The sequence below is a fragment of the Nonomuraea sp. NPDC003727 genome, from assembly GCF_053586935.1.
On record NZ_JBSFNE010000006.1, the window covers coordinates 452,723 to 473,670 of the forward strand.

24 protein-coding genes are annotated in these 20,948 nt (G+C 69.6%); 10 read left to right on the forward strand and 14 right to left on the reverse strand.

What is annotated here, in order from left to right:
- Window positions 1-615 (reverse strand): aa3-type cytochrome oxidase subunit III, encoded by a 615-nt coding sequence (gene ctaE / locus ACWDLG_RS18520; RefSeq protein ID WP_354919444.1) that lies wholly within the window; start codon window positions 613-615, stop codon window positions 1-3.
- Between the two features lie 197 nt (window positions 616-812).
- Between ctaE and ACWDLG_RS18525 the strand changes: the two genes are divergently transcribed.
- The 3 genes from ACWDLG_RS18525 (at window position 813) to ACWDLG_RS18535 (ending at window position 3,110) form a co-directional block, all read left to right on the forward strand.
- Window positions 813-1,211 (forward strand): hypothetical protein, encoded by a 399-nt coding sequence (locus tag ACWDLG_RS18525; RefSeq protein WP_354919574.1) that lies wholly within the window; start codon window positions 813-815, stop codon window positions 1,209-1,211.
- 8 nt (window positions 1,212-1,219) lie between these two features.
- The gene (trpD, locus tag ACWDLG_RS18530; protein WP_449921351.1) at window positions 1,220-2,266 is read left to right on the forward strand and encodes an anthranilate phosphoribosyltransferase; all 1,047 of its coding nucleotides are present in this window, start codon (window positions 1,220-1,222) and stop codon (window positions 2,264-2,266) included.
- Window positions 2,267-2,405: 139 nt separating this feature from the next.
- Window positions 2,406-3,110, forward strand: a complete 705-nt coding sequence (locus ACWDLG_RS18535; protein ID WP_449921354.1) for a sensor histidine kinase — start codon at window positions 2,406-2,408, stop codon at window positions 3,108-3,110.
- A gap of 10 nt (window positions 3,111-3,120) precedes the next feature.
- Here the strand turns inward: ACWDLG_RS18535 and ACWDLG_RS18540 are convergent, their stop codons facing one another.
- From ACWDLG_RS18540 to ctaC, 4 genes are all read right to left on the reverse strand, one after another.
- On the reverse strand, window positions 3,121-4,197 hold the full coding sequence (locus tag ACWDLG_RS18540) for an Ig-like domain-containing protein (RefSeq protein WP_449921357.1): 1,077 nt from the start codon (window positions 4,195-4,197) through the stop codon (window positions 3,121-3,123).
- A gap of 252 nt (window positions 4,198-4,449) precedes the next feature.
- Window positions 4,450-4,845, reverse strand: coding sequence for a cytochrome c oxidase subunit 4 (locus ACWDLG_RS18545; protein ID WP_354919456.1), 396 nt, complete (start codon window positions 4,843-4,845; stop codon window positions 4,450-4,452).
- A complete protein-coding gene (ctaD, locus tag ACWDLG_RS18550) occupies window positions 4,845-6,500 on the reverse strand; it encodes an aa3-type cytochrome oxidase subunit I (RefSeq protein WP_354919458.1) in 1,656 nt (551 codons plus the stop codon). Before ctaD ends, ACWDLG_RS18545 begins: the two co-directional genes overlap by 1 nt.
- Window positions 6,497-7,255 carry an aa3-type cytochrome oxidase subunit II gene (gene ctaC / locus ACWDLG_RS18555; protein ID WP_449921361.1) on the reverse strand — a complete coding sequence of 253 codons (759 nt, stop codon included), beginning with the start codon at window positions 7,253-7,255 and terminating at the stop codon, window positions 6,497-6,499. Before ctaC ends, ctaD begins: the two co-directional genes overlap by 4 nt.
- A gap of 197 nt (window positions 7,256-7,452) precedes the next feature.
- Here ctaC and ACWDLG_RS18560 point away from each other — a divergent pair, with 197 nt between their 5' ends.
- From ACWDLG_RS18560 to ACWDLG_RS18575, 4 genes are all read left to right on the forward strand, one after another.
- Window positions 7,453-8,586: a cysteine desulfurase family protein gene (locus ACWDLG_RS18560; RefSeq protein ID WP_449921364.1), complete on the forward strand. Its 1,134-nt coding sequence runs from the start codon at window positions 7,453-7,455 to the stop codon at window positions 8,584-8,586.
- 64 nt (window positions 8,587-8,650) lie between these two features.
- Window positions 8,651-8,896 carry a sulfurtransferase TusA family protein gene (locus ACWDLG_RS18565; RefSeq protein ID WP_354919466.1) on the forward strand — a complete coding sequence of 82 codons (246 nt, stop codon included), beginning with the start codon at window positions 8,651-8,653 and terminating at the stop codon, window positions 8,894-8,896.
- Between the two features lie 259 nt (window positions 8,897-9,155).
- Window positions 9,156-9,602, forward strand: coding sequence for a MarR family winged helix-turn-helix transcriptional regulator (locus ACWDLG_RS18570; RefSeq protein WP_449921366.1), 447 nt, complete (start codon window positions 9,156-9,158; stop codon window positions 9,600-9,602).
- 141 nt (window positions 9,603-9,743) lie between these two features.
- The gene (locus ACWDLG_RS18575) at window positions 9,744-10,175 is read left to right on the forward strand and encodes a CBS domain-containing protein (protein WP_354919472.1); all 432 of its coding nucleotides are present in this window, start codon (window positions 9,744-9,746) and stop codon (window positions 10,173-10,175) included.
- Between the two features lie 172 nt (window positions 10,176-10,347).
- On the opposite strand, the gene ACWDLG_RS18580 is transcribed toward ACWDLG_RS18575, so the two are convergent.
- Entirely contained in the window at window positions 10,348-11,334 is a 987-nt protein-coding gene (locus tag ACWDLG_RS18580; RefSeq protein WP_354919474.1) for a carbohydrate kinase family protein, read from the reverse strand.
- Between the two features lie 98 nt (window positions 11,335-11,432).
- Entirely contained in the window at window positions 11,433-11,786 is a 354-nt protein-coding gene (locus ACWDLG_RS18585) for a HesB/IscA family protein (RefSeq protein WP_354919477.1), read from the reverse strand.
- Between the two features lie 324 nt (window positions 11,787-12,110).
- Here ACWDLG_RS18585 and nadA point away from each other — a divergent pair, with 324 nt between their 5' ends.
- The gene (gene nadA / locus ACWDLG_RS18590) at window positions 12,111-13,253 is read left to right on the forward strand and encodes a quinolinate synthase NadA (protein WP_449921369.1); all 1,143 of its coding nucleotides are present in this window, start codon (window positions 12,111-12,113) and stop codon (window positions 13,251-13,253) included.
- 58 nt (window positions 13,254-13,311) lie between these two features.
- Here the strand turns inward: nadA and ACWDLG_RS18595 are convergent, their stop codons facing one another.
- The 5 genes from ACWDLG_RS18595 to ACWDLG_RS18615 form a co-directional block, all read right to left on the reverse strand.
- Complete coding sequence (locus tag ACWDLG_RS18595; RefSeq protein ID WP_449921372.1) at window positions 13,312-13,926, reverse strand: SIMPL domain-containing protein; 615 nt, start codon at window positions 13,924-13,926, stop codon at window positions 13,312-13,314.
- 235 nt (window positions 13,927-14,161) lie between these two features.
- Complete coding sequence (gene pspAB, locus ACWDLG_RS18600; protein ID WP_449921374.1) at window positions 14,162-14,719, reverse strand: PspA-associated protein PspAB; 558 nt, start codon at window positions 14,717-14,719, stop codon at window positions 14,162-14,164.
- A gap of 3 nt (window positions 14,720-14,722) precedes the next feature.
- Entirely contained in the window at window positions 14,723-15,622 is a 900-nt protein-coding gene (htpX, locus tag ACWDLG_RS18605) for a zinc metalloprotease HtpX (protein WP_449921377.1), read from the reverse strand.
- 3 nt (window positions 15,623-15,625) lie between these two features.
- Window positions 15,626-15,904 (reverse strand): PspA-associated protein PspAA, encoded by a 279-nt coding sequence (gene pspAA, locus ACWDLG_RS18610; protein ID WP_449921379.1) that lies wholly within the window; start codon window positions 15,902-15,904, stop codon window positions 15,626-15,628.
- Window positions 15,901-16,695: a PspA/IM30 family protein gene (locus ACWDLG_RS18615; protein ID WP_449921381.1), complete on the reverse strand. Its 795-nt coding sequence runs from the start codon at window positions 16,693-16,695 to the stop codon at window positions 15,901-15,903. The genes pspAA and ACWDLG_RS18615 overlap by 4 nt, the downstream gene beginning before the upstream one ends.
- A 152-nt stretch (window positions 16,696-16,847) precedes the next feature.
- Here ACWDLG_RS18615 and ACWDLG_RS18620 point away from each other — a divergent pair, with 152 nt between their 5' ends.
- The gene (locus ACWDLG_RS18620) at window positions 16,848-17,432 is read left to right on the forward strand and encodes a DUF3043 domain-containing protein (protein WP_449921457.1); all 585 of its coding nucleotides are present in this window, start codon (window positions 16,848-16,850) and stop codon (window positions 17,430-17,432) included.
- A gap of 164 nt (window positions 17,433-17,596) precedes the next feature.
- Window positions 17,597-19,498 carry a multicopper oxidase family protein gene (locus ACWDLG_RS18625; RefSeq protein ID WP_449921384.1) on the forward strand — a complete coding sequence of 634 codons (1,902 nt, stop codon included), beginning with the start codon at window positions 17,597-17,599 and terminating at the stop codon, window positions 19,496-19,498.
- Window positions 19,499-19,577: 79 nt separating this feature from the next.
- On the opposite strand, the gene ACWDLG_RS18630 is transcribed toward ACWDLG_RS18625, so the two are convergent.
- Together ACWDLG_RS18630 and ACWDLG_RS18635 are read right to left on the reverse strand one after the other, a co-directional pair.
- Window positions 19,578-20,657, reverse strand: coding sequence for a hypothetical protein (locus tag ACWDLG_RS18630; protein WP_449921387.1), 1,080 nt, complete (start codon window positions 20,655-20,657; stop codon window positions 19,578-19,580).
- Between the two features lie 110 nt (window positions 20,658-20,767).
- Window positions 20,768-20,932 (reverse strand): hypothetical protein, encoded by a 165-nt coding sequence (locus tag ACWDLG_RS18635; protein WP_449921388.1) that lies wholly within the window; start codon window positions 20,930-20,932, stop codon window positions 20,768-20,770.
- Between the last annotated feature and the right edge of the window lie 16 nt (window positions 20,933-20,948).

A 20,948-nucleotide genomic window follows, 5' to 3' on the forward strand; every position in this document is an offset into this window, starting at 1 on the left:
TTACTGAATGATGTAGATGGTCGCGAAAAGGCCGATCCAGACCACGTCAACGAAGTGCCAGTAGTAGGACACGACGATCGCGCTGGTCGCCTGCTCATGTGTGAAGCGCTTCGCGGCGTACGTGCGTCCCAGCATGAACAGGAACGCGATCAGTCCACCGGTCACGTGGAGGCCGTGGAAGCCCGTGGTCAGGTAGAACACCGAGGTGTACGGGTTCGCGGAAAGCGTCGCGCCCTCATGAGCGAGCTGCATGTACTCGTAGATCTGGCCGCCGACGAAGACGGCGCCCATGATGAAGCTGACGAAGTACCAGAAGCGGAGCTTGCCGACCTGACCCTTTTCCGCGGCCCACACGCCAAGCTGACACGTCACACTCGACAGGACCAGGATGATCGTGTTGACCGTAGAGAACGGAATGTTCAGCTCTGCCTCGGGCCAGGCCTTGCCCTGGCCGAGACTCACTGACCGGATGGTGAAGTACATCGCGAACAGCGCCGCGAAGAACATGAGCTCAGAGGACAGCCACACGATCGTCCCGACGCTGACCAGGTTCGGTCGCCGGGACGCGTGAGCTGTCGTCGTCGTAATTGCGGATGCTGTCGCCACGGGCAGCATTATTGCGGCTCTGGTGGTCGGGTCGCCGCACGACCCCCCGTTAGGGGGTCCGCCCACACCCCCAGCCTGGGAGAATTAGTGCAAAACGCCCGCCGACCCCGGCGGCCTGGGTTTCCGCCTGAAGGCACCGGTACGATCCCAGGTGACCATACTGCTACCACTGATAGTGAGCTGTGACCGTGAGCACCGACGACACCATGAGGGTCCTCGTCTACAGCGACGACGCCAGGACCCGCGACCAGGTACGGCAGGCCATCGGGCGCCGTCCCGCAGCCGACGTCCCGCTGGTGGAGATCGTGGAGTGCGCCACCCAGCCGAAGGTCCTGCAGTTGCTCGACTCGGGCACGATCGACGTCGCCGTGCTCGACGGTGAGGCCCAGCCCGCCGGTGGCATGGGAGTCAGCAAGCAGGCCAAGGACGAGGTCTACGACTGCCCGCCGATCCTGCTGCTCGTCGCCCGCAAGGACGACCGCTGGCTGGCCAACTGGTCGCGCGCCGACGCCGTCCTGCCGCAGCCGCTGGAGCCGATCGCGGTCGCCGACGCCGTCGCGACCCTGATGCGGCAGCGCTCCTCGACCCGACTCAACGCGAAGTAGGTTCTCCCATGGACGCTCGCACCACCTGGCCCGCACTGCTGTCAGCCCTCCTGGCGGGGGAACACCTGACCGCCGACGAGACGGCGTGGGCGATGCGGGAGATCATGTCGGGCTCGGCCACCCCCGCGCAGATCGCCGGGTTCGCGGTCGCGCTGCGGGCCAAGGGCGAGACCGTCGCCGAGGTGACCGGCCTGGCCAGGACGATGCTCGAGCTGGCCACCCCGTTGCGGGTGGAGGGGCCCGTCGTCGACATCGTGGGCACGGGCGGCGACCGCGCGCACACGGTCAACGTCTCCACGATGGCGGCCATCGTGGCCGCCGCGGCCGGCGCGCGCGTGGTCAAGCACGGCAACCGCGCCGCCTCCTCCTCCTGCGGCGCCGCGGACGTCCTGGAGTACCTCGGCATCAAGCTCGACCTACCGCCCGAGGCGACCGCGCGGGTGGCGGCCGAGGCGGGCATCGCGTTCTGCTTCGCGCCCGTCTACCACCCGGCGCTGCGCTTCGCCGGTCCGCCGCGCAAGGAGCTGGGCGTCCCGACGATCTTCAACTTCCTGGGCCCCCTGACCAATCCGGCCCGCCCGTCCGCGCAGGCCATCGGCGTCTACGACGCCCGCATGCTGCCCGTCCTGGCCGGCGTCTTCGCCGAGCGCGGCGTCTCGGCCCTGGTGTTCCGCGGCGACGACGGGCTCGACGAGCTGACCATCGCCACCACCTCCACGGTGTGGGTGGTGCGCGACGGCAGCGCGACGCAGACCGTGTTCGACCCTGCGGTGCTGGGGATCCCCCGCGCGGAGGTGGGCGCGCTGCGCGGCGGCGACGTGGCGTTCAACGCCCAGGCGGTGCACGACCTGCTGCGCGGGAAGACCGGCCCGGTGCGTGACGCGGTGCTGCTCAACGCCGCGGCCGCGCTGGTGGCCGCCGACGGTCCCGGCGACGACCTCGACTCGGCGATGATCGACGGCTACGCGCGTGCCGTACAGGCGGTCGACTCGGGGCGCGCCGCGGCGACGCTCGACCGATGGGTCGAGGTCAGCCGCGCCCTCAGCATGGCCTGAGCCCCTTCCCCGGCCCGGTGGTGGCCGCGCCGGGCCGCCGAGGAGCCACCCGCGACGGCCCGCCCTACGCTCGGGGGTGGAGTGAAGATCCACCGCCGAGCGGATGCGCCGCACGGGACCCGCGCCTACGCTCCCGGCCATGCCGCCTCTCCTGTCATGGCTGGCCGCCGTGACCACGGTAGTCCTGTGCCCCGCAGTCGTCCTTCTGCTCCGGCTGCGCGCCCGTTCCGCGGCCGAGCTGGCCGCCGAACGGCGCGCCCGCGCGCAGACCGTACGGCGCGCCCTGATCGTGCAGGAGCTGCACGAGGTCGTGGCGCACCGGGTCAGCGTCATGACCCTCGGCATCGGCGCGGGCCGGATGACCATGGGCAGGGACGCGCGCAGGGCCGCCGACACGCTCAAGGACGCGGAGGAGTCAGGCCGCCAGGCGCTCGGCGAGCTGCAGCGCACGCTCGGCGTCCTGAGCGCCTTCACCGGTGTCCCGCCCTCGCGCACCCCGCAGCCGTGCCTCGATGACCTGCCCGACCTGCTCCAGGAGATGCGCGGGAGGGGCCTGTCGGTGGACCTCGTCCAGGACGGCTCCCCCGCGCCGGCCGCGCCGGGGGTGGAACTGTCCGCCTTCCGGATCGTTCAGGAGGCCCTCAGAGACGCCGAGGGCGCGTCCAGGGCCACGGTGACCCTGCGGTGGCGGCGGCGCCTCCTGGAGGTCCTGGTGAGCGACGACGGGCCTTCCAGGCCCATCGGGCAGGCGGCGCGGGAGCGGGCCGCCCTCGTCGGCGGCTCCCTCACGGTGGAGGGGCACGCCGACGGGCACGCGGTGCGCGCCCGTCTCCCGCTCCACTAGGGCGACGGCGCTACAGCGCCTCGGTGGTCATCGACTTCAGCGAGCTCCACTGCAGCCACTCCTTCCAGTTCTCCTGCCAGTGGCCCCACCCGTTGGTCGGCTCGAGCGGGCGCGGGGACCCGGTGATGACGATCGGGTCGCCGATCAGGGTGTTCTTGATGAACCACGCCGCGTTCTCGGGGCTGACGTTCACGCACCCGTGGCTGACGTTGGAGTACCCCTGCGACCCGACCGACCAGGGCGCGCTGTGCACGTACTCGCCCGAGTTGGAGATCCGCACGGTGTTGTAGACCGTCAGCTGGTAGTAGCCGGCCTGCCCGGGCCCGATCCCCGGCGAGGTCATGACCGTCACCGGTTCCCTCGACATCGCCAGGTGGATGCCGGAGGTGGTGTAATACTTCCACTCCCCGCCCTGGCCGGCGCTCATCGGCATGTTCCTGACGACCTTGCCGTCGCGCTTCACCACGAGGTGGTGGTTGCCGGTGCTGCCGGAGGTGATCTGCGACCTGCCGACGGTGAAGTCGAGGGTGTAGTCGCGCTTGCCGTAGATGCCGGGGGCGCCGGGCACGTTGGCCAGGCGCGCCTCGAGGCGGACCTTGGTGCGGGCGGGCCAGTAGGTCTTCGGCCGGAAGTCCACGTGCCGGTCGTCGAACCAGTGCCAGGCGCCCTGGACCGGCTTGGACGTCTTGACGACCAGGTTCCGCTCGACGGCCACGCGGTCCGTGACGTCCTTGTCGAACGTGATCATGATCGGCATGCCGACGCCCACCGTCAGGCCGGTGTCGTCCTTGTGCGGCAGCAGCTGCTCGATGCCGAAGGTGCCGTGCGCCTTGACCGTGGTGAAGGTGCTGGTGGTCCTGGTCGTCTGACCGGCGGGGTTGGCCACGAGCGCGCTCACGGTGTAGGTCGTGCCGGGGCGGCTGTACCGCTTGCTGCGCCACTTCGTGCGGTCCGCGCTGAGCTCGCCCTCCAGACCGCCGGACGGTCCGGTGACGGTGACGTCCCTGAGCGTGCCACCGCGGGCCGTGACCAGGACGGTCTGGCCGGTCGGCACGTTGCCCGACCTGTCGGCAGGGACGATCGCCACACTCGCGGGCGGTGGCGCCGCGCTGGGCGAGGCCCCGCCCGTGGTGCTGCCTGCCGAGCACGCTGCGAGTACGGCGAGGGCCAGAACTCCAGCCGATCCTTGAGTCATCCGCCCCACGGGTACTCCCCTCTCCGTCGAAGCCCTAACGCCCCCTTACTACCCGCAGTGATCGTTTCGCCACATTCGGCATGGAGTAAAAAACACCAAAAGCGGGCGCCCTCGGACAGGGCACCCGCTTCTGTGCTGGTCGGATCAGTGGGAGAAGTTACCCCGGTAGTACTGGAAGACGAAGCCGACCATCGCCATGATCACCATGAAGACGCCGATCAGGAACATCCACAGGCCGATCACGAAGCCGACGAACGCGAACGCCGCCGCGAGGCAGACGAACAGCGGCCACCAGCTGCTCGGGCTGAAGAAGCCGATCTCTCCGGCGCCGTCGCTGATCTCGGCCGTCTTGTTGTCCTCCGGCTGGTCGCCGATACGGCGAGCCGTGAACATCAGGTAGTAGCCGATCATGAAGGCGAAGCCGACCGAGATGGCCATGGCCGTGGTGCCGACGGGCTCCTTAGACCAGAACCAGTAGACGACGTCCACGCCCGCGAAGAACAGTCCGCAGAGCAGGAACAGCCAACCCTGAACCTTCATCAGGCCTCAACCTCCTGCGGCTTGGCCGACACGTGCGGGTAGTGCAGGTCGAACGCGGGACGCTCGGACCTGATGCGCGGCAGCGAGGTGAAGTTGTGCCGCGGCGGCGGGCAGGAGGTCGCCCACTCGAGCGAGCCGCCGTAGCCCCACGGGTCGTCGACGGTGACCTTGGGCGCGCTGCGCCAGGTCTTCCAGACGTTGTAGAAGAACGGCAGGGTCGAGGCGCCGAGGATGAAGGCGCCCACCGACGAGATGAGGTTCAGGTCGGTGAAGCCGTCGGTCGGGGCGTAGTCGGCGTAACGGCGGGGGAAGCCCACCATGCCCAGCCAGTGCTGGACGAGGAAGGTGGTGTGGAAGCCGATGAACAGCAACCAGAAGTGCACCTTGCCGAGCTTGTCGTTGAGCATCCGGCCGGTGAACTTCGGCCACCAGAAGTAGAAGCCGGCGAACATCGCGAACACGACGGTGCCGAAGACCACGTAGTGGAAGTGGGCCACGACGAAGTAGCTGTCGCTGATCTGGAAGTCCAGCGGCGGGGAGGCCAGGATGACGCCGGTCAGACCGCCGAGGAGGAAGGTGATCAGGAAGCCCACCGAGAACAGCATCGGCGACTCGAAGCTCAGATGGCCTCGCCACATCGTGCCGATCCAGTTGAAGAACTTCACGCCCGTCGGAACCGCGATGAGGAACGTCATGAACGAGAAGAACGGCAGCAGGACCTGGCCGGTGGCGAACATGTGGTGCGCCCACACGGTGATCGACAGACCGGCGATGGCGATGGTCGCGGCCACGAGGCCGATGTAACCGAAGATCGGCTTGCGGCTGAAGACCGGCAGGATCTCGGTCACGATGCCGAAGAACGGCAGCGCGATGATGTAGACCTCGGGGTGGCCGAAGAACCAGAACAGGTGCTGCCACAGCATCGCGCCACCGGTCTCGGAGGCGAAGATGTGGGTGCCGAGCTTGCGGTCGGCCTCCAGCGCGAGCAGCGCGGCGGCCAGCACCGGGAAGGCCATCAGCACGAGCATGCTGGTCAGCAGGATGTTCCAGGTGAACATCGGCATCCGGAACATCGTCATGCCGGGCGCGCGCATGCAGATGATGGTGGTGATGAAGTTCACCGCGCCGAGGATGGTGCCCAGACCGGACAGCGCCAGACCCATGATCCACAGGTCACCGCCGACACCGGGCGAGCTGATCGCGTTCGACAGCGGGGTGTAGGCGAACCAGCCGAAGCTGGCCGCGCCGTTCGGGGTCAGGAATCCACTGACCGCGATGATGCTGCCGAACAGGTAGAGCCAGTAGCTGACCATGTTGAGCCGGGGGAACGCCACGTCGGGCGCGCCGATCTGCAGCGGCATCAGCTCGTTGGCGAAGCCGGCGAACAGCGGCGTCGCGAACATCAGCAGCATGATCGTGCCGTGCATGGTGAACAGCTGGTTGAACTGCTCGTTCGTGGTGACCTGCAGCCCCGGCTGGGCGAGCTCGGCGCGCATGATCAGCGCCATCACGCCGCCGATGAGGAAGAACACGAACGACGTGATGAGGTAGAGATGCCCGATGACCTTGTGATCGGTGGAGGACATCCACTTGGCGATGGCCAGGCCCTTGCGGGTCGGCCGCGCCGAGACTGAGGGTGCTTGGATGGCGGTCACTGGGCTCTCCCAGCCTGGGTCGTCATGTACTGGTCGAACTCGGCCTGCGAGACGAGCTTGACCCTGAAGAGCATGCGGCTGTGGTCGACGCCGCACAGTTCGGCGCACCGGCCCGCGTAGACACCAGGCTTGTTCAACGTGGTGATCATGAACTTGTTCTTCTCGCCGGAGATACCGGGGATCACGTCGCGCTTGAACATGAACGCGGGCACCCAGAACGAGTGGATCACGTCGTCGGCGTCGAGCTTGAACAGCACCTTCTTGTTCACCGGCAGCACCAGCTCCGGCGACTGGGGCGCCTGGTAGTCGCTGACCGGCATGCCGACGACCTTGGCGGTCTTGCCACCGGCGTCGGTGGTGAACCGCCAGCTCCACTGGAACCCTTCCACGTGGACCGTGACGTCAGGCTGCGCCGAGGTGTCCATGAGCACGTTCTCGTCGCGGGCGGTGAAGAAGAAGAACACCGACACCATGACGAGCGGCACGACCGTGTACAGGATCTCGATCGGCAGGTTGTAGCGAACCTGCGGAGGAAGCTCGGCCGACGCCTTGCGCTTGCGGTGGAAGGCGCACGCCCACAGGATCAGCACGATGACGACGAGCCCCGTGGCCAGCGCCGCGATCCAGGCCCCGTTCCACAGATTCGTGACGATGTCAGCCTGCTCGGTGGCACCCTCAGGAAGAAGACCACGCGACCAGTCGGCCTCGGGCACGTCATTTGCACAGGCCGTCGCGGAGGCCAGCAGCAACGCCAAACCGGCGGCGCTGGACACTCTGCGCCGGCCCAACGGACGCCGCTCAGTACGGCGGGTCGGACTCACGGATCGCCTACCCCACAGATGAAGCCCAGAAGTCTCTCCTGGGCGCTCGTATTTCCATATGCACAGCTGATTGCAGACACATTAGCGTGGGGGGTGGTCGGCTCCCCGCTCGCCCCCGTTAATGTCTCGATGTGGCTTACTTCGACGCGGCATCGACCGAGCCCCTGCATCCCCAGGCACGCGAGGCGCTGATCGCGACCCTGGACGCGGGCTGGGCCGACCCCGCGCGGTTGTACGGCCAGGCCCGCCGTGCCCACCTGCTTCTCGAACAGGCACGCACGGAGGTGGCCGAGGCGCTCGGCGCCAGGCCGGACGAGGTCTCCTTCACCTCTTCCGGCACCCAGGCCGTGCATCTCGGCGTCCTGGGCACCCTACACGGCAGGCGGAGGGCCGGACGTCACCTCGTCACCAGCGCGGTGGAGCACTCCAGCGTCCTGCACGCCGCGTCGGTCCACGAGAGCCAGGGCGGCACGGTCACCACCGTCGGCGTCGACCTGGCGGGCCGCGTCGATCTCGACGCCTTCACCGCGGCGGTCTCGGCCGAGGGCACGGCGCTGGCCTGCCTCCAGACGGCCAACCACGAGGTGGGAACGCTGCAGCCGGTCGCCGAGGCCGCGGCGGCGTGCCGGCGGCTGGAGGTGCCGCTTTTGGTCGACGCCGCCCAGACCGCGGGCCGGCTGCCGGTGCCGGAGGGCTGGTCGGTGCTGACCGCGAGCGCGCACAAGTGGGGCGGGCCCGCGGGGGTCGGGGTGCTGGCCGTACGCAAGGGCACCCGGTTCCGCTCGTTCCTGCCGGAGGACGAGCGTGAGCGGCGCCGGGTGCCGGGCTTCGAGAACGTCCCGTCGATCGTCGCGGCGGCGGCGGCGCTGACGGCGATGCGGGAGGAGGCGGCGCTGGAGAACGCCCGCCTGTCGGCCCTCGTCGACACGATCAGGGAGCGGATCCCCACGCTCGTGCCCGACGTGGAGGTGATCGGCGACCCGGTCGGCAGGGCGCCGCACATCGTCACCTTCTCCTGCCTCTACGTCGACGGGGAGGCGCTGCTCACCGAGCTGGACAAGGCGGGTTTCGCGGTATCGTCCGGGAGTTCGTGCACGGCTAGTACGCTTCGTCCATCGCACGTTTTGGAGGCGATGGGCGTGCTCACTCATGGAAACGTCCGGGTATCGCTGCCCAGGGGCGCTGCCGCCGCCGAGGTGGACCGGTTCCTGGCCGTCCTCCCTGAGATGGTGCGCCGGATACGTCAAGACGCAGGGGTCGTATGACCGGGCTCGGGGTCGTCGTTCATGGACGCGGCACGGGGGTCATGAGACCGACGAAGGGGGCCTCGTGACCGTCGCAGCTCAGCCGACCCTGACCATCGACGCGCTCGGCAAGAAGTGCCCGATTCCGATCATCATGCTCGCCGAGCGGATCAACCACGTCCCGCTGAACGCCATCGTCGCCGTCCTGGCCGACGATCCGGCCGCCTACACCGACGTGCCCGCCTGGTGCAGGCTCAAGTCGCATCCCCACGTGGGCACCTACGAGCTGCCCGCGGGCGGCTGGGCGATCCACGTGCGGCGCAACTACTGACCTGCCGGCGTTCCCGGGGCAGGACCCGCTCGCGCGGGAACCTGCGGTCGGCCCTGAGTTCTGTGCCGACGGTGCAGGCCACGGGCACGAACGCGGCCGGCATCACCTCGTCGTACGGCACGCCCGGCACCGCCGCCGGTTCGCGCTCCTGAGGCGCCCGCGCGTCGACATGGTCTGCGCTACAAACGGTATGAGCACAGACGATCTGGCCTCAAACGAAGAGTGCTAGGCTGGACCTCCAGGGTGATGAGAGGTTTCGATGCAGGTCAGGCCGACGTACTTTCCCAAGCTGGCCGGCGAGCGGCTCGACATCGCGCTGTGCCGGGCCTCGGCCTCTGTCGCCCGTGCGGCCGACGCCCACGCGGCCGGGCAGGGCCTCGGTGTGGGCCAGCACCTGGTGCTGAAGATGCTCGACGACGTCGGCCCCTGCTCCCAGCAGGCGCTCAGCGAGGAGCTGCGCATCGACCGCAGCGTGATGGTGACGATCTGCGACGACCTGGAGCGGGCGGAGTGCGTCAGGCGCGAGCGCAACCCCCGCGACCGGCGCTCCTACGCGGTCACCATCACCGACGCGGGACGGCACCGGCTGGCCGCGGCGGAGGGGGCCGTTCCCGCGTTCCTCCACGACACCTTCCAGGTGCTCACCCCCGACGAGCGCTCGCAACTGGCGGCGCTCCTCGGCAAGCTGCTCAACCTCCCCGGCTGACGCCAGCCGCCGGGCCTGTTCCCGCGGCAGCCGACCCGAGCATGTCGGCGACATGGCGGAGAGGTGCCTTCCCAGGGTCACAAAGGGTGCAAATGGGTAGAAACCTCACGGACCACCGTCATCGACTTCAGGGGGGATCACATGACAAGCGGACATCCGCACAACACCGCGCGTGACCTCATGAACCCGGGCGTGGAGTGCATCGCCGCTCACGAAACCCTCGACCGCGCGGCTCAGATGATGCGCGAGATGAACGTCGGCGCGCTGCCCGTCTGCGGGCCCGACGACCGCCTCAAGGGCATCATCACCGACAGGGACATCGTCGTGAACTGCATCGCGTCGGGACGCGACCCCTCCCGCACGACGGCCGGCGACATGGCGACGGGCCTCGTCTGGGTCCCCGCCGACGCGACGGTGGAAGAGGCGCTGTCCCGCATGGAGGAGCACCAGATCAGAAGGCTGCCGGTGATCGACCAGCACCGCATCGTCGGCATGATCACCGAGGCGGACCTCGCCAAGCACCTGCCCGACGACAAGCTCGCCGAATTCTGCCACCGGGTCTACGCGACCTGACCGCGCCGCGGCCACGGCGGAGACCGAAAGGTAGGCCGGGGACGGCCCGGCCTACCTGACCGCCCAGGAGAGGCGGGCGCCCCGGCGGGCAAGCCGGAAGGAAGCGACGTGCCGCCGCAGCGGCGTGAAGGACCGACGGCCACCGGTGAACCCGGTGGCCGTCGACCGGTGGTCAGGCGTAGTGGCAGCGGAGGTGCTGGGCGACCTCGTCGGCGGCCGGCTGGCCGTACGCGGCGGCGAACCGCTCGAGGAACACCCGCTGGCCCAGCTCGTACTCCTGGCAGCCCACCCGCTCCAGGACGTGCGTGGCCGTCAGGTTGCCGATCTGGCCCGCCCGCTCCAGCGGCAGCCCCCAGGCGACGCCCGCGAGGAAGCCGGCCCTGAACGCGTCGCCGACACCCGTCGGGTCGGCCTTGCCCAGCTCGGGAGCGGGGGTCACGTGGAGCGAGGGCTCCCCCTTGCGGTCGATGACCGCGCCCTTCGGGCCGAGCGTGGTGACCCGGACGCCGACCCGGTCGAGCACCTCGGCGTCGGACCAGCCGGTCTTCTGCTCGATGAGGCCCTTCTCGTAGTCGTTGGAGAACAGGTACGCCGCGCCGTCGACGAGCTGGCGGATCTGCTCGCCGGACATCCTGGCCAGCTGCTGCGACGGGTCGGCGGCGAACGGGATGCCCCGCTGGCGGCACTCGTCGGTGTGGCGCAGCATGGCGTCGGGGTCGTTCGGGCTGATCAGCACCAGGTCGAGGCCGCCCACCCGGTCGGCGATCGGCTGCAGCTCGATGAGCCGCGCCTCCGCCATCGCGCCGGTGTAGAACGAGGCGATCTGGTTGTGCTGCTCGTCGGTGGTGCACAGGAAACGAGCGGTGTGGTGGGTCTCGGAGACGTGAACCGAGTCACAGTCGACCCGATGGCGCTCCAGCCACGAGCGGTAGTCGGCGAAGTCCGCCCCGACCGCTCCCACAAGGATGGGGCTGAGGCCCAGACAGCCCATCCCAAAGGTGATGTTTGCCGCGCAACCACCGCGCCTGACCTGCAGATCGTCGACGAGGAACGACAGGGAGACCCGGTCGAGCTGGTCGGCGATGAGCTGGTCCCCGAAGCTTCCGGGGAAGGTCATCAGATGGTCGGTCGCGATGGAGCCGGTGACGGCGATGCGCACGGGGTTCTTCTTCCTCGTTGTCAGCAAGCCAATGAGCCCCAAGAGAATACGCGAAGGTCCCGCGCGCACAAAGGCGAGCGGGACCTGGAGGCGCCGACCTAGTTGAACGAGTCGCCGCAGGCGCAGGAGCCCGTGGCGTTCGGGTTGTCGATCGTGAAGCCCTGCTTCTCGATCGTGTCGACGAAGTCGATGGTGGCGCCGATCAGGTACGGCGCGCTCATCCTGTCGGTCACGACACCGACGCCGCCGAAGTCGGACACGATGTCGCCGTCCATCGAGCGGTCGTCGAAGAAGAGCTGGTAACGCAGACCGGAACAGCCGCCCGGCTGCACGGCCACACGCAGCTGGAGGCCCTCTTCACCCTGCTGCTCCAGCAGGCTCTTGACCTTGGCCGCGGCCGCGTCGGTCAGGATCAGGCCCTGCGCCGTGGTCTCGCTGCTCTCAACCGTCATGTGCTGACTCCCGCGTCTGGATCAGCCGCAGTGTCACGGCTGTCTGTTTCTGACGTCCTACTAAGACGCTACCAACACCGGAGGCGAGCTATGCATTCCGCGTCTGCGGGGTTGTTATGGATCGTCCAGAAGAACCGGAAACCGACCCCTTCCCGTGACGCGCCCCACGGACGCGGACCGGCGCCCACCTGCTCCTCCCGATACGGCAGGCACGACCGGACCCCCTCCGGCCTGCGGCGATCACCCGAAACGGGTGGCCGGAACAAATCGCCCCAAGCCGTGTGTCATCATTAGTCGTCACTTCGACGATAAGGGGGTACGGCCATGGCCACCCAGACAGGGCTGCCGCTCTTCGTCCTCGGGCAGGGCACCGATCCGCACAGCGAGAAGGGCGTCGACTGTCCCGGCGAGCTTCCCCCGGCCTCCGACCCGGGGCTGGTGGAGCGCGCGCGCAAGGCGAAGGAGGCGCTGGGCGACAGGCTGTTCGTCCTCGGCCACCACTACCAGCGTGACGAGGTCATCCAGTTCGCCGACGTGACCGGCGACTCCTTCAAGCTCGCCCAGCAGGCCGCGGCCCGCCCCCAGGCGGAGTACATCGTCTTCTGCGGCGTGCACTTCATGGCCGAGTCCGCCGACATCCTGACCGGCGACTCCCAGAAGGTGATCCTGCCGGACCTGGCGGCGGGGTGCTCGATGGCCGACATGGCCACGTTCGACCAGGTCGAGGAGGCGTGGGAGCTGCTGGAGGACGCCGGCATCGCCGACGTCACCGTGCCCATCACGTACATGAACTCCAGCGCCGACATCAAGGCCTTCTGCGGCCGGCGCGGCGGCGCGGTGTGCACCTCGTCCAACGCCAGGCGGGCTCTCGAGTGGGCCTTCGAGCAGGGCCAGAAGGTGCTCTTCCTGCCCGACCAGCACCTGGGCCGCAACACCGCCGTGCTGGAGATGGGCATGTCGCTGGACGACTGCGTCGTCTACAACCCCCACCGGCCGCCGAGCGTGGAGGAGTTGCGCCGGGCCAAGATGATCCTCTGGAAGGGTCACTGCTCGGTGCACGGCCGCTTCACCGCCGACTCCGTCGACGACGTACGGCGCCGCATCCCCGGCGTCAACGTGCTGGTCCACCCCGAGTGCAAGCACGAGGTCGTGCTGAAGGCCGACCACGTCGGCTCGACCGAGTACATCATCAAGAAGCTCGAGGCGGCGCCGGCCGGCTCCCAGTGGGCCATCGGCACCGAGCTGAACCTGGTCAAGCGCCTGGCGCAGATGTTCCCCGACAAGGGCGTCTCGTTCCTCGACAAGACGGTCTGCTACTGCTCCACGATGAACCGCATCGACCTGCCGCACCTGGTGTGGGCGCTGGAGTCGCTGGTGCTCGGCGAGGTGGTCAACCAGATCACGGTCGACGCCGACACCACCCACTGGGCCAAGGTCGCCCTCGACCGCATGCTGGCCCTGCCGTAGACCGCCGGATGCGGGCCCTCCCGCGTGGGAAGGGCCCGCACCACCGTTCTTCGGCGGGCTACCTCAGCTCGTAGACCACCCGGACGTTGATGCCAAGGTTCTGCCGTCCGGGGTTCACCGACGCCTTGTCCTCCGCGAGCGTGGCGGAGACGTGCATCGGGATGGGGCCGCCGGTGATCTCCTCGGTGATCTCGACCACGTCGCCGAGCCGCCGTCCGGCCAGCGCCGCGTAGTGCCTGGCCTTGTCCGCCGCGTCCTTGAAGGCGGCGGCGCGGGCCGCCTCCATCAGCCTGGTGCGGTCGGAGACCTCGAAGGAGACGCCGTTGAGCCTGACCTCCTCGCCGACGGCGGCGGCCGCGTCGATGATCCGGTCGGCCTTGGAAAGGTCGCGGACCACCGCCTCGACGCCCTGGGCGCCGCGGTAGCCGGACACCTTCGGGTAGCTCTCGTACTCGGGGCCGAGCGACAGCTCGTTCGTTGTGAGGTCGTCGGCGGCCACACCGGCCCCGATCAGCGTCCTGGTGAGCTTCGCCGCCGCCGCCCTGGCCGCGGCGAACGCCTCGCCCGCCGTCGCCCTGCGGACCTCGACGCCCGCCGTCAGGCGCATGACGTCAGGAGCGGCCGAGACCGCGCCCTGCCCGACGACCGCGATCTGGTTTCTCGTCTCTTCCACAACCACCCTCGCTGATTCCGGCGCCGCATGAGCCGTACCGCCGAGCGTGCTCGTCATTCCGATCGCGACGGCCGAAGCCGCGAGCGCGACAGCAAGTTTGATCATAGGCGCCATGTCACCATCGGTCCCGCCTGTCCCCATCGACCGACACGACCACTTGACCAGATCATGGAATGGTCTGCCCACCAGATGGCGGTTCGATCCTCGAACAGGCGGCCCGGCGCGGGCGGGAGCGTCACAAACCGGGCGCGCCCCAGACGGGGAACCACCGGCCGAGGTCCTCCTCGATCCTCAGCTCGCCCGCCAGCACCCCGCGCACCTGGAGTTCGAGCGCGGTGTCCCTGGTGTGGCCCGGCAGCGGGGCGAACGGATAGAACGTCCCCCGCTTGTACAGGTAGACGACCGCCAGGCGACGCTGCTGCGGGTCGGCGAAGGACACCAGCGAGCACAGCAGGGACGGCCCGAACCCCGCCCCCTCCAGCGAGGAGTTGACCGCGTGCAGCTCGGTGACCAGGTCGCCGACCGCGTCGGGGTCGCGCCTGACCACCAGCCACGAGTACCCGTACTCGTCGCGCGTCTCCTCCACCCTGTCCCCCAGCAGCGCCTTGACGTCGGCGCTGAGCGTCGCGAAGGCGCTGCCCTCGGCCGCGCGGAAACTGACCGAGCCCACCCCCGTGGGCGCCAGACCGGTGGCGGCCTGCAGCGTGACGGCCGCCGACGGCAGCGCGAAGAGCGCGTCGAGGTTGGGCCGGACCGGCTTGGACCTGCCGAGGATCACGTCGAGCCAGCCCATCGCTCAGCCTTTCCCGAGTTGCGCGGAGATCTTCTCCAGGTTCTCCAGGCGCCGCTCGAGCGGCGGGTGCGTGGAGAACAGCTGCGCCAGCGCCTTGCCGGGAGCCAGCGCCGGCGCGAAGTAGAAGGCGTTGAACGGCTCGGCCTCGCGCAGGTCGCGCGTGGGGATCCTGGCCATCTCGCCGCTCACCTTGACCAGCGCGCTGGCCAGCACCGACGGCTGCTGCGTCAGCAGCGCGCCCGCCCGGTCGGCGGCCAGTTCCCGGTAGCGGGACAGGGCGCGGGTGAGCAGGAAGCTGACGGCGTAGACGGCGATGGAGACCAGCATCACGATCAGGCCGATGGGCAGGCCGCCCTGGTTGCTGTCGCGGCTTCTGCCCAGCCCGCTGTAGAGGGCGAAGCGGGTCATGAGGCCGGCCAGGATGCCGAGGAAGGAGGCGATGGTCATCACGGCGACGTCGCGGTGGGCGACGTGCGAGAGTTCGTGCGCCAGCACGCCTTCGAGCTCGCGGGGCTCCAGCCGGCGCAGGATGCCGGTCGTCACGCAGACGACGGAGTGCTGCCTGTTACGCCCCGTCGCGAAGGCGTTGGGCACGTCGGAGTCGGCGATGGCGACCCTCGGCTTGGGCATGTCGGCCATCGCGCACAGCCTGTCGATCAGGCCGTGAAGGGCGGGCGCCTCCTGCGGCGAGACCTCCCGCCCGCCCATCGCGAACAGCGCGATGCGATCGGACAGGAAGTACTGCACCAGCAACATGCCGCCGGCGATCAGCAGCACGCCCAGCGCCCGCACGCCCAGGGCGATGAGGGCGCCGACGAAGACGACGTAGAGCAGACCCAGCAGGAACATCGTCATGACCATGCGGACGGTGAGACCGCGGTCGGACGCGAACCGGGTGCTCACGGGCTATCCCGGGATGAGCCCCGAGTCGCCCAGCATCTCCCTGACTTCCTCGATCGAGGCGTCAGCGGGGGGAAGGATCAGCTCGGACGGCTCCAGGCTGTCGTCCGGCAGCGCCTTGCCCACATGGCGCACCTTGTCGAGCAGAGCGTGGAGCTTCTGACGGAATTCGGGCTCGTCGCCGGCCTCGATGGCCGTCTCGAGCTCGCCGTCGAGTTCGTTGAGCACGCCGAGGTCGGACTCGTCGATCTGGACCTGGCCCTCGCCCATGATGCGCACGATCATGCGGGCTCCCCCGGCTGGCGCAGCTGCTGGGTCTGCTGCTGCGGCTGGGCCTGCGGCTGCCCCTGCTCGATGGAGGCCTGGGGCGCCGAGCCCTGGCCGAGCTCGGCCTTCATCCTGGCCAGCTCCAGCTCGATGTCCCTGCCGCCGCCCATGCGGTCGAGCTCGGCCTGGATGTCGTCGCTGCGGCTGCCGCTGAAGTCGTCGAGCGCGCCGGAGGCCAGCAGCTCGTCGATGGCGCCGGCGCGGGCCTGCATCTGCGCGGTCTTGTCCTCGGCGCGCTGGATCGCCAGGCCGACGTCGCCCATCTCCTCGGAGATGCCGGAGAAGGCCTCGTTGATGCGCGTCTGCGCCTCGGCCGCGGTGTAGGTGGCCTTGATGGTCTCCTTCTTGTGACGGAAGGAGTCGACCTTCGCCTGCAGCCGCTGGGAGGCGGTGGTGAGCTTCTCCTCCTCGGCCTGCAGGTTGTCGTGCTGGACCCGCAGGTCGGCGATCTGCGTCTGCAGGCTGGAGCGACGGGTCAGCGCCTCACGGGCCAGGTCTTCGCGCCCGACGGACAGCGCCTTGCGCCCCTGGTCCTCCAACCGGCTGGCCTGCTGCTCGATCTGGTTGATCTGCAGCTCCACCCGCTTGCGCGAGGTGGCGACGTCGGCCACACCCCTGCGCACCTTCTGCAGCAGCTCGAGCTGCCGCTGATAGGAGTAGTCAAGGGTCTCGCGCGGATCCTCCATCTTGTCCAGGGCCTTGTTGGCCTTGGACTTGAAGATCATCGAAAGTCTCTTCATCACGCTCATGCGCGTCGGCCGTCCCCTTCTTAGGTCGTGCTGTGATCACCCAGTGCAGCGCAGCCGCCTTGGGATTACCCTACGCATAACGCACGGGGGCGTCACTAAGTTGCACTCCAGGTAGGGTTGACGCTGTGTTGCGACGCCGAACCCAGACCTCAGTGGACGAATCCCCCGTCCCCACTGACGATCCTAAGCCCCAGGGCAAAGGTCGTCCCACCCCGAAGCGCCGTGACGCCGAAGGGCGTCGGCGCCAGCCGGTGACCGCGCCTGCCAACCGCAAAGAGGCCTACAAGCAGATGCGGGCCAGGCAGACGGCCGACCGGGACAAGGCACGCCAGGGCATGCTGCGCGGCGAGGAGCGCTACCTGCCGGCCCGCGACAAGGGCCCGGTGCGCAAGTTCGCTCGCGACTGGGTCGACTCGCGCCGCGTCCTCAGCCAGTACTTCCTGCCCTTCTCTCTGGTCATCCTGCTGCTGACGTGGATCCCGTTCCCGCCGGCGGCCCGCCAGTGGGTCTACTTCGGCGTCATCACGGTCGGCTGGCCGGTCATGATGGTGGGCGTGCTGGCCACGTCGTTCTGGGTGTCGTGGAAGGTGAAGAAGGCCGCCGCGGACAAGTTCCCGAACGAGGACATCAAGGGCATCGGCTTCTACGCGGCCATGCGCGCGCTGCAGATCCGCAGGCTTCGCTTCCCGCCGCCGCAGTTCCTGCCCGGCGGAAAGCCGGCGCCGCCCAAAGCCTGAGCTCGCTTCATACCAGTACGGCCCGCGTCCCGCAGGACGCGGGCCGTACTGGTATGTGCGCCTGCCATCAGGAACTTAAAATTTCCTGAAAATCCAGCAAACCTGGGAGTCGTCACGTTCGTCCCACCCGTTGGGGTCCGGTTCTTCATTCACGGGGAGACCAGGTGCGAACGACAAGACGAGGGTTCCTCGGCGTCGCCGCGGGGGCCGCGGCCGCGGTGACCACGACCACGGCGGCCGCCGCCGAACCCGAACCACTCATCGGAGACGGCCCGGAGCTGGACGGCGTCGACCGGCCGACCACCGCCACGCTCACGCCGTTCCTCGACGCCCTGCCCGTCCCTCGGGTGCTCAGGCCCAAGGACAGGGAGGTCGTGCTCGAGATGCGCTCGGTGCGCAGGAGGCTGCACTCCCAGTTGCCGCCCACGCGGCTCTGGACCTACGCCGGCAGCTTCCCCGGCCCGACCATCGAGGTACGGCGCGGCCAGAAGGTCAAGGTGGCGTGGACCAACACGATCAAGGACGAGACCGTGCCGGTCACCGCGGTCCAGGTGCCGGCCGGTCCGACGATCCCGATCAACCAGCCGGGAAGGGACGGGGCCACGCCGCGCGCCGACGTGGCGGCGATCCCGCCCTGGCTGGCCGTCCACCTGCACGGCGCGATCACCAACGCGGGCAACGACGGCTGGAGCGAGAACGGGCTGCTGGCCGGTGAGGCCGAGGCCGTGGAGTACCTCAACGACCAGCCGTGCACCGGGCTCTGGTACCACGACCACGGCATGCACGTGGGCACCTGGACGGTCTTCTCCGGCCTGCTGGGCGCCTACCTGGTCAGGGACGAGGAGGAGGACGCGCTCGGGCTGCCCGCCGGCAGGCACGAGGTCCCGCTCATCCTGTGCGACCGCAACTTCGACACCGACGCGGCCGGGCTCCTCACCGGGGACCTGCTGCACAAGGTGCAGATCGCCGCGACCACGCCGAAGGTGGTGACCAGGCCCTTCGCCGGGCCGTACACGCTGGTCAACGGGGTGGTCTGGCCGTACATGGACGTCGAGCCGCGGTGGTACAGGTTCAGGGTGCTCAACGCGGCCAACGCCAGGACGTTCAGGCTGCGCCTGCTGGACGAGGCGAGCGGGCAGCCGGTGACCGGCGTGGTCAAGCAGATCGGCAGCGACGGCGGGCTGCTGCCCGCGCCGGTGGCGATCGACGGCGATCTGGTGCTGGCGCCCGCCGAGCGGGCCGACGTGCTCGTCGACTTCCGGGCGCTGGCCGGTAGGCGGGTCAAGCTGGTCAACTGCGGGCCGGGCGCGCCGGGCCAGCCCGCGCCGCAGGCGAACATCCCCTTCCCCGACGTGATGCAGTTCCGGGTGGCCGACCGCAGGCCGCACGACTCCTTCACGCTGCCCGCGGTGATCTCGCCGAGCTTCGTGCGCACCACGCACGACAACCTGCCGGCCGACCACGGGCACCGGGTGGTGCTCACGATGGTGGGCGGCGGCGACCACGCGCAGATGTGGGAGATGGCCGAGGATCCTGCGGCGCCGGTCGGCACGGAAGGCGTCGTCCAGATCAAGGACGCCTCGGGCACGGTCAGGACGTACCGGCGGGTGGCGCGGATGCCCGACGACGCCGTCAACTTCTTCGCCGCGCTGGGCGGGACCGAGGCGTGGACGTTCGTCAACGTCGCTCCCGCGATGCACCCCATGCACATCCACCTGATGCGCTTCCAGATCCTCAGTCGCGACGTCTACGACATTTCCGGATTCAAGGTGGACAGGGGGACGACGGAGACGCCGGTGACCTTCAAGCAGGCGGGCGTGCTCGACCCGAACGAGCAGGGATGGAAGGACGTCGTCAGGGTCGGCGGGGCGGAGGTCGTCAAGGTCGCGGGACGGTTCGAAGGCGGCAGCGGGCGCTTCGCCTACCACTGCCACCTGCTCGAACACCAGGACGAGGGCATGATGCGGCCGCTGGTCGTCTTCCCGCCCGCCGTCCTGGCCCTGCGCGGGCAGCACGGCCACCACCGGCACGCCCTGGTGGACCAGGCCCGGCTGCGCGGGCGCTAGGTCACTCGGTCACCCGGACTAGGTCACGCAGACTCGGTCACTCAGACTCGGTCACCCGGACTCGGTCACCCGGACTCGGTCACCCGGACTCGGTCGCCTCCGAGGAGGGCGGCCGCTTGACCACGCCCGAGTACCACCCGTCCGGCGACTCCAGCATGTCGGCCACGGCGCTCAGCAGTGCGAGGTACGAGGGCCACCGGACGTCCCGCATGCCCGGAGCCTTGACGTCGCCCACGACGGAGTCGATCACCCCGAAGTCGGGGCGCCGGTCGGTCCCGTTGCGGGCGGCGTAGGGGATCATCCGGCCGTTCCACGTCTCGGCGCGCGGGTCGCCCCCGCTGTCGGTGGGATCCAGCGCGCACATCTGCCGCCACGCGTCGCGGATGCCCCTGATGCTGAGGTTGTGCGTGCCCTTCTCGGCGAAGCCGAAGCCGAAGGGGCCGGTCGAACCGTCGTGCCGGAGCAGGGAGGCCCGCAGGTCGTCGGGGAACTCCAGGCCCATCTGCGACTCGGCGACGGCGATCGTGCGCGCCCTGCCGGGACCGCGCAGGGAGGCGTAGCCGGCCGGGTCGTTGCGCCGCAACCACCGCTCGATGCGCCGCCACTGCGCGTTCACCTGCCGCTGGACCTGGCGGTCGAGGGGCCTGATCGTCACCGGACGCCGTTCAGGAGAGCAGGCGGGATCGGGCCGCGGCGTGGCCCCCGTCGCCGGAGACGACAGCCGGGACGGCTGGGGTGACGGCTGCGGGACGGCGGTCGCCGCGGGCTGCCCGGGGGGCTGGGGCGCCCCGCTCCTGGCGGCCTCGCCGGCCATCGGCATCCGCCCTGCCCGGACGTCGGCCTCGCGCGGCGAACGACCCGCGAGCGCGTACAGCCCGGCGGCCACCACACCGGCGACGAGCACTCCCACCAGCGCTCCCGCGAGGAAGCGGGCGTCCAGCCGCCGGCGGCGCTCTGGCTGCCCCGGCTGCCCCGGACGTGCTGGACGCCCCGGACGCCCTTGATGCCCTGGATGCCCTGGATGCCCTGGATGCTCGGTGGCAGGGAGGCCGGGCGCCGGCTCCTGGTCGGGAGCGGCCGTCCTGGTCCTTGTGTCGATCCTGATCGCGATCGCGGCGAGCACGGCGGCGGTCAGGGCCATCCGCAGGAGCTTGAGCACGCGCGGCACCCTACCGGACCCGCCCCGGGACCGGCGCCACGGAGATCACCGCCGACCGGTCTCGGCGTCTCTCCCTGCGCCCGCGTCTTGCCTTACATCTGCGCCGTGCCCTACGTCGGCGCCGCGCCCCGCGTCGGCGCCTTTCCCTGCGTCCGCGTCTTTCGCTGCGCCTGCGCCTTCCCCGTGCCCGGCGACGCCGACATGCGGCGGCGCAGCCGTACGGCGATCGCGGTCAGGATGGCGGCGGTCAGCGCATGCCGTACAACCTTCACCACGCTGGGCACACTATCC

What these genes read in the sequence shown, in the direction of transcription:
- ctaE (WP_354919444.1), bottom strand. Translation starts at nt 615, where the DNA reads ATGCTGCCCGTGGCGACAGCATCCGCAATTACGACGACGACAGCTCAC.
- ACWDLG_RS18525 (WP_354919574.1), top strand. Translation starts at nt 813, where the DNA reads ATGAGGGTCCTCGTCTACAGCGACGACGCCAGGACCCGCGACCAGGTA.
- trpD (WP_449921351.1), top strand. Translation starts at nt 1,220, where the DNA reads ATGGACGCTCGCACCACCTGGCCCGCACTGCTGTCAGCCCTCCTGGCG.
- ACWDLG_RS18535 (WP_449921354.1), top strand. Translation starts at nt 2,406, where the DNA reads ATGCCGCCTCTCCTGTCATGGCTGGCCGCCGTGACCACGGTAGTCCTG.
- ACWDLG_RS18545 (WP_354919456.1), bottom strand. Translation starts at nt 4,845, where the DNA reads ATGAAGGTTCAGGGTTGGCTGTTCCTGCTCTGCGGACTGTTCTTCGCG.
- ACWDLG_RS18570 (WP_449921366.1), top strand. Translation starts at nt 9,156, where the DNA reads ATGCAGGTCAGGCCGACGTACTTTCCCAAGCTGGCCGGCGAGCGGCTC.
- ACWDLG_RS18575 (WP_354919472.1), top strand. Translation starts at nt 9,744, where the DNA reads ATGACAAGCGGACATCCGCACAACACCGCGCGTGACCTCATGAACCCG.
- ACWDLG_RS18585 (WP_354919477.1), bottom strand. Translation starts at nt 11,786, where the DNA reads ATGACGGTTGAGAGCAGCGAGACCACGGCGCAGGGCCTGATCCTGACC.
- nadA (WP_449921369.1), top strand. Translation starts at nt 12,111, where the DNA reads ATGGCCACCCAGACAGGGCTGCCGCTCTTCGTCCTCGGGCAGGGCACC.
- pspAB (WP_449921374.1), bottom strand. Translation starts at nt 14,719, where the DNA reads ATGGGCTGGCTCGACGTGATCCTCGGCAGGTCCAAGCCGGTCCGGCCC.
- pspAA (WP_449921379.1), bottom strand. Translation starts at nt 15,904, where the DNA reads ATGATCGTGCGCATCATGGGCGAGGGCCAGGTCCAGATCGACGAGTCC.
- ACWDLG_RS18615 (WP_449921381.1), bottom strand. Translation starts at nt 16,695, where the DNA reads ATGAGCGTGATGAAGAGACTTTCGATGATCTTCAAGTCCAAGGCCAAC.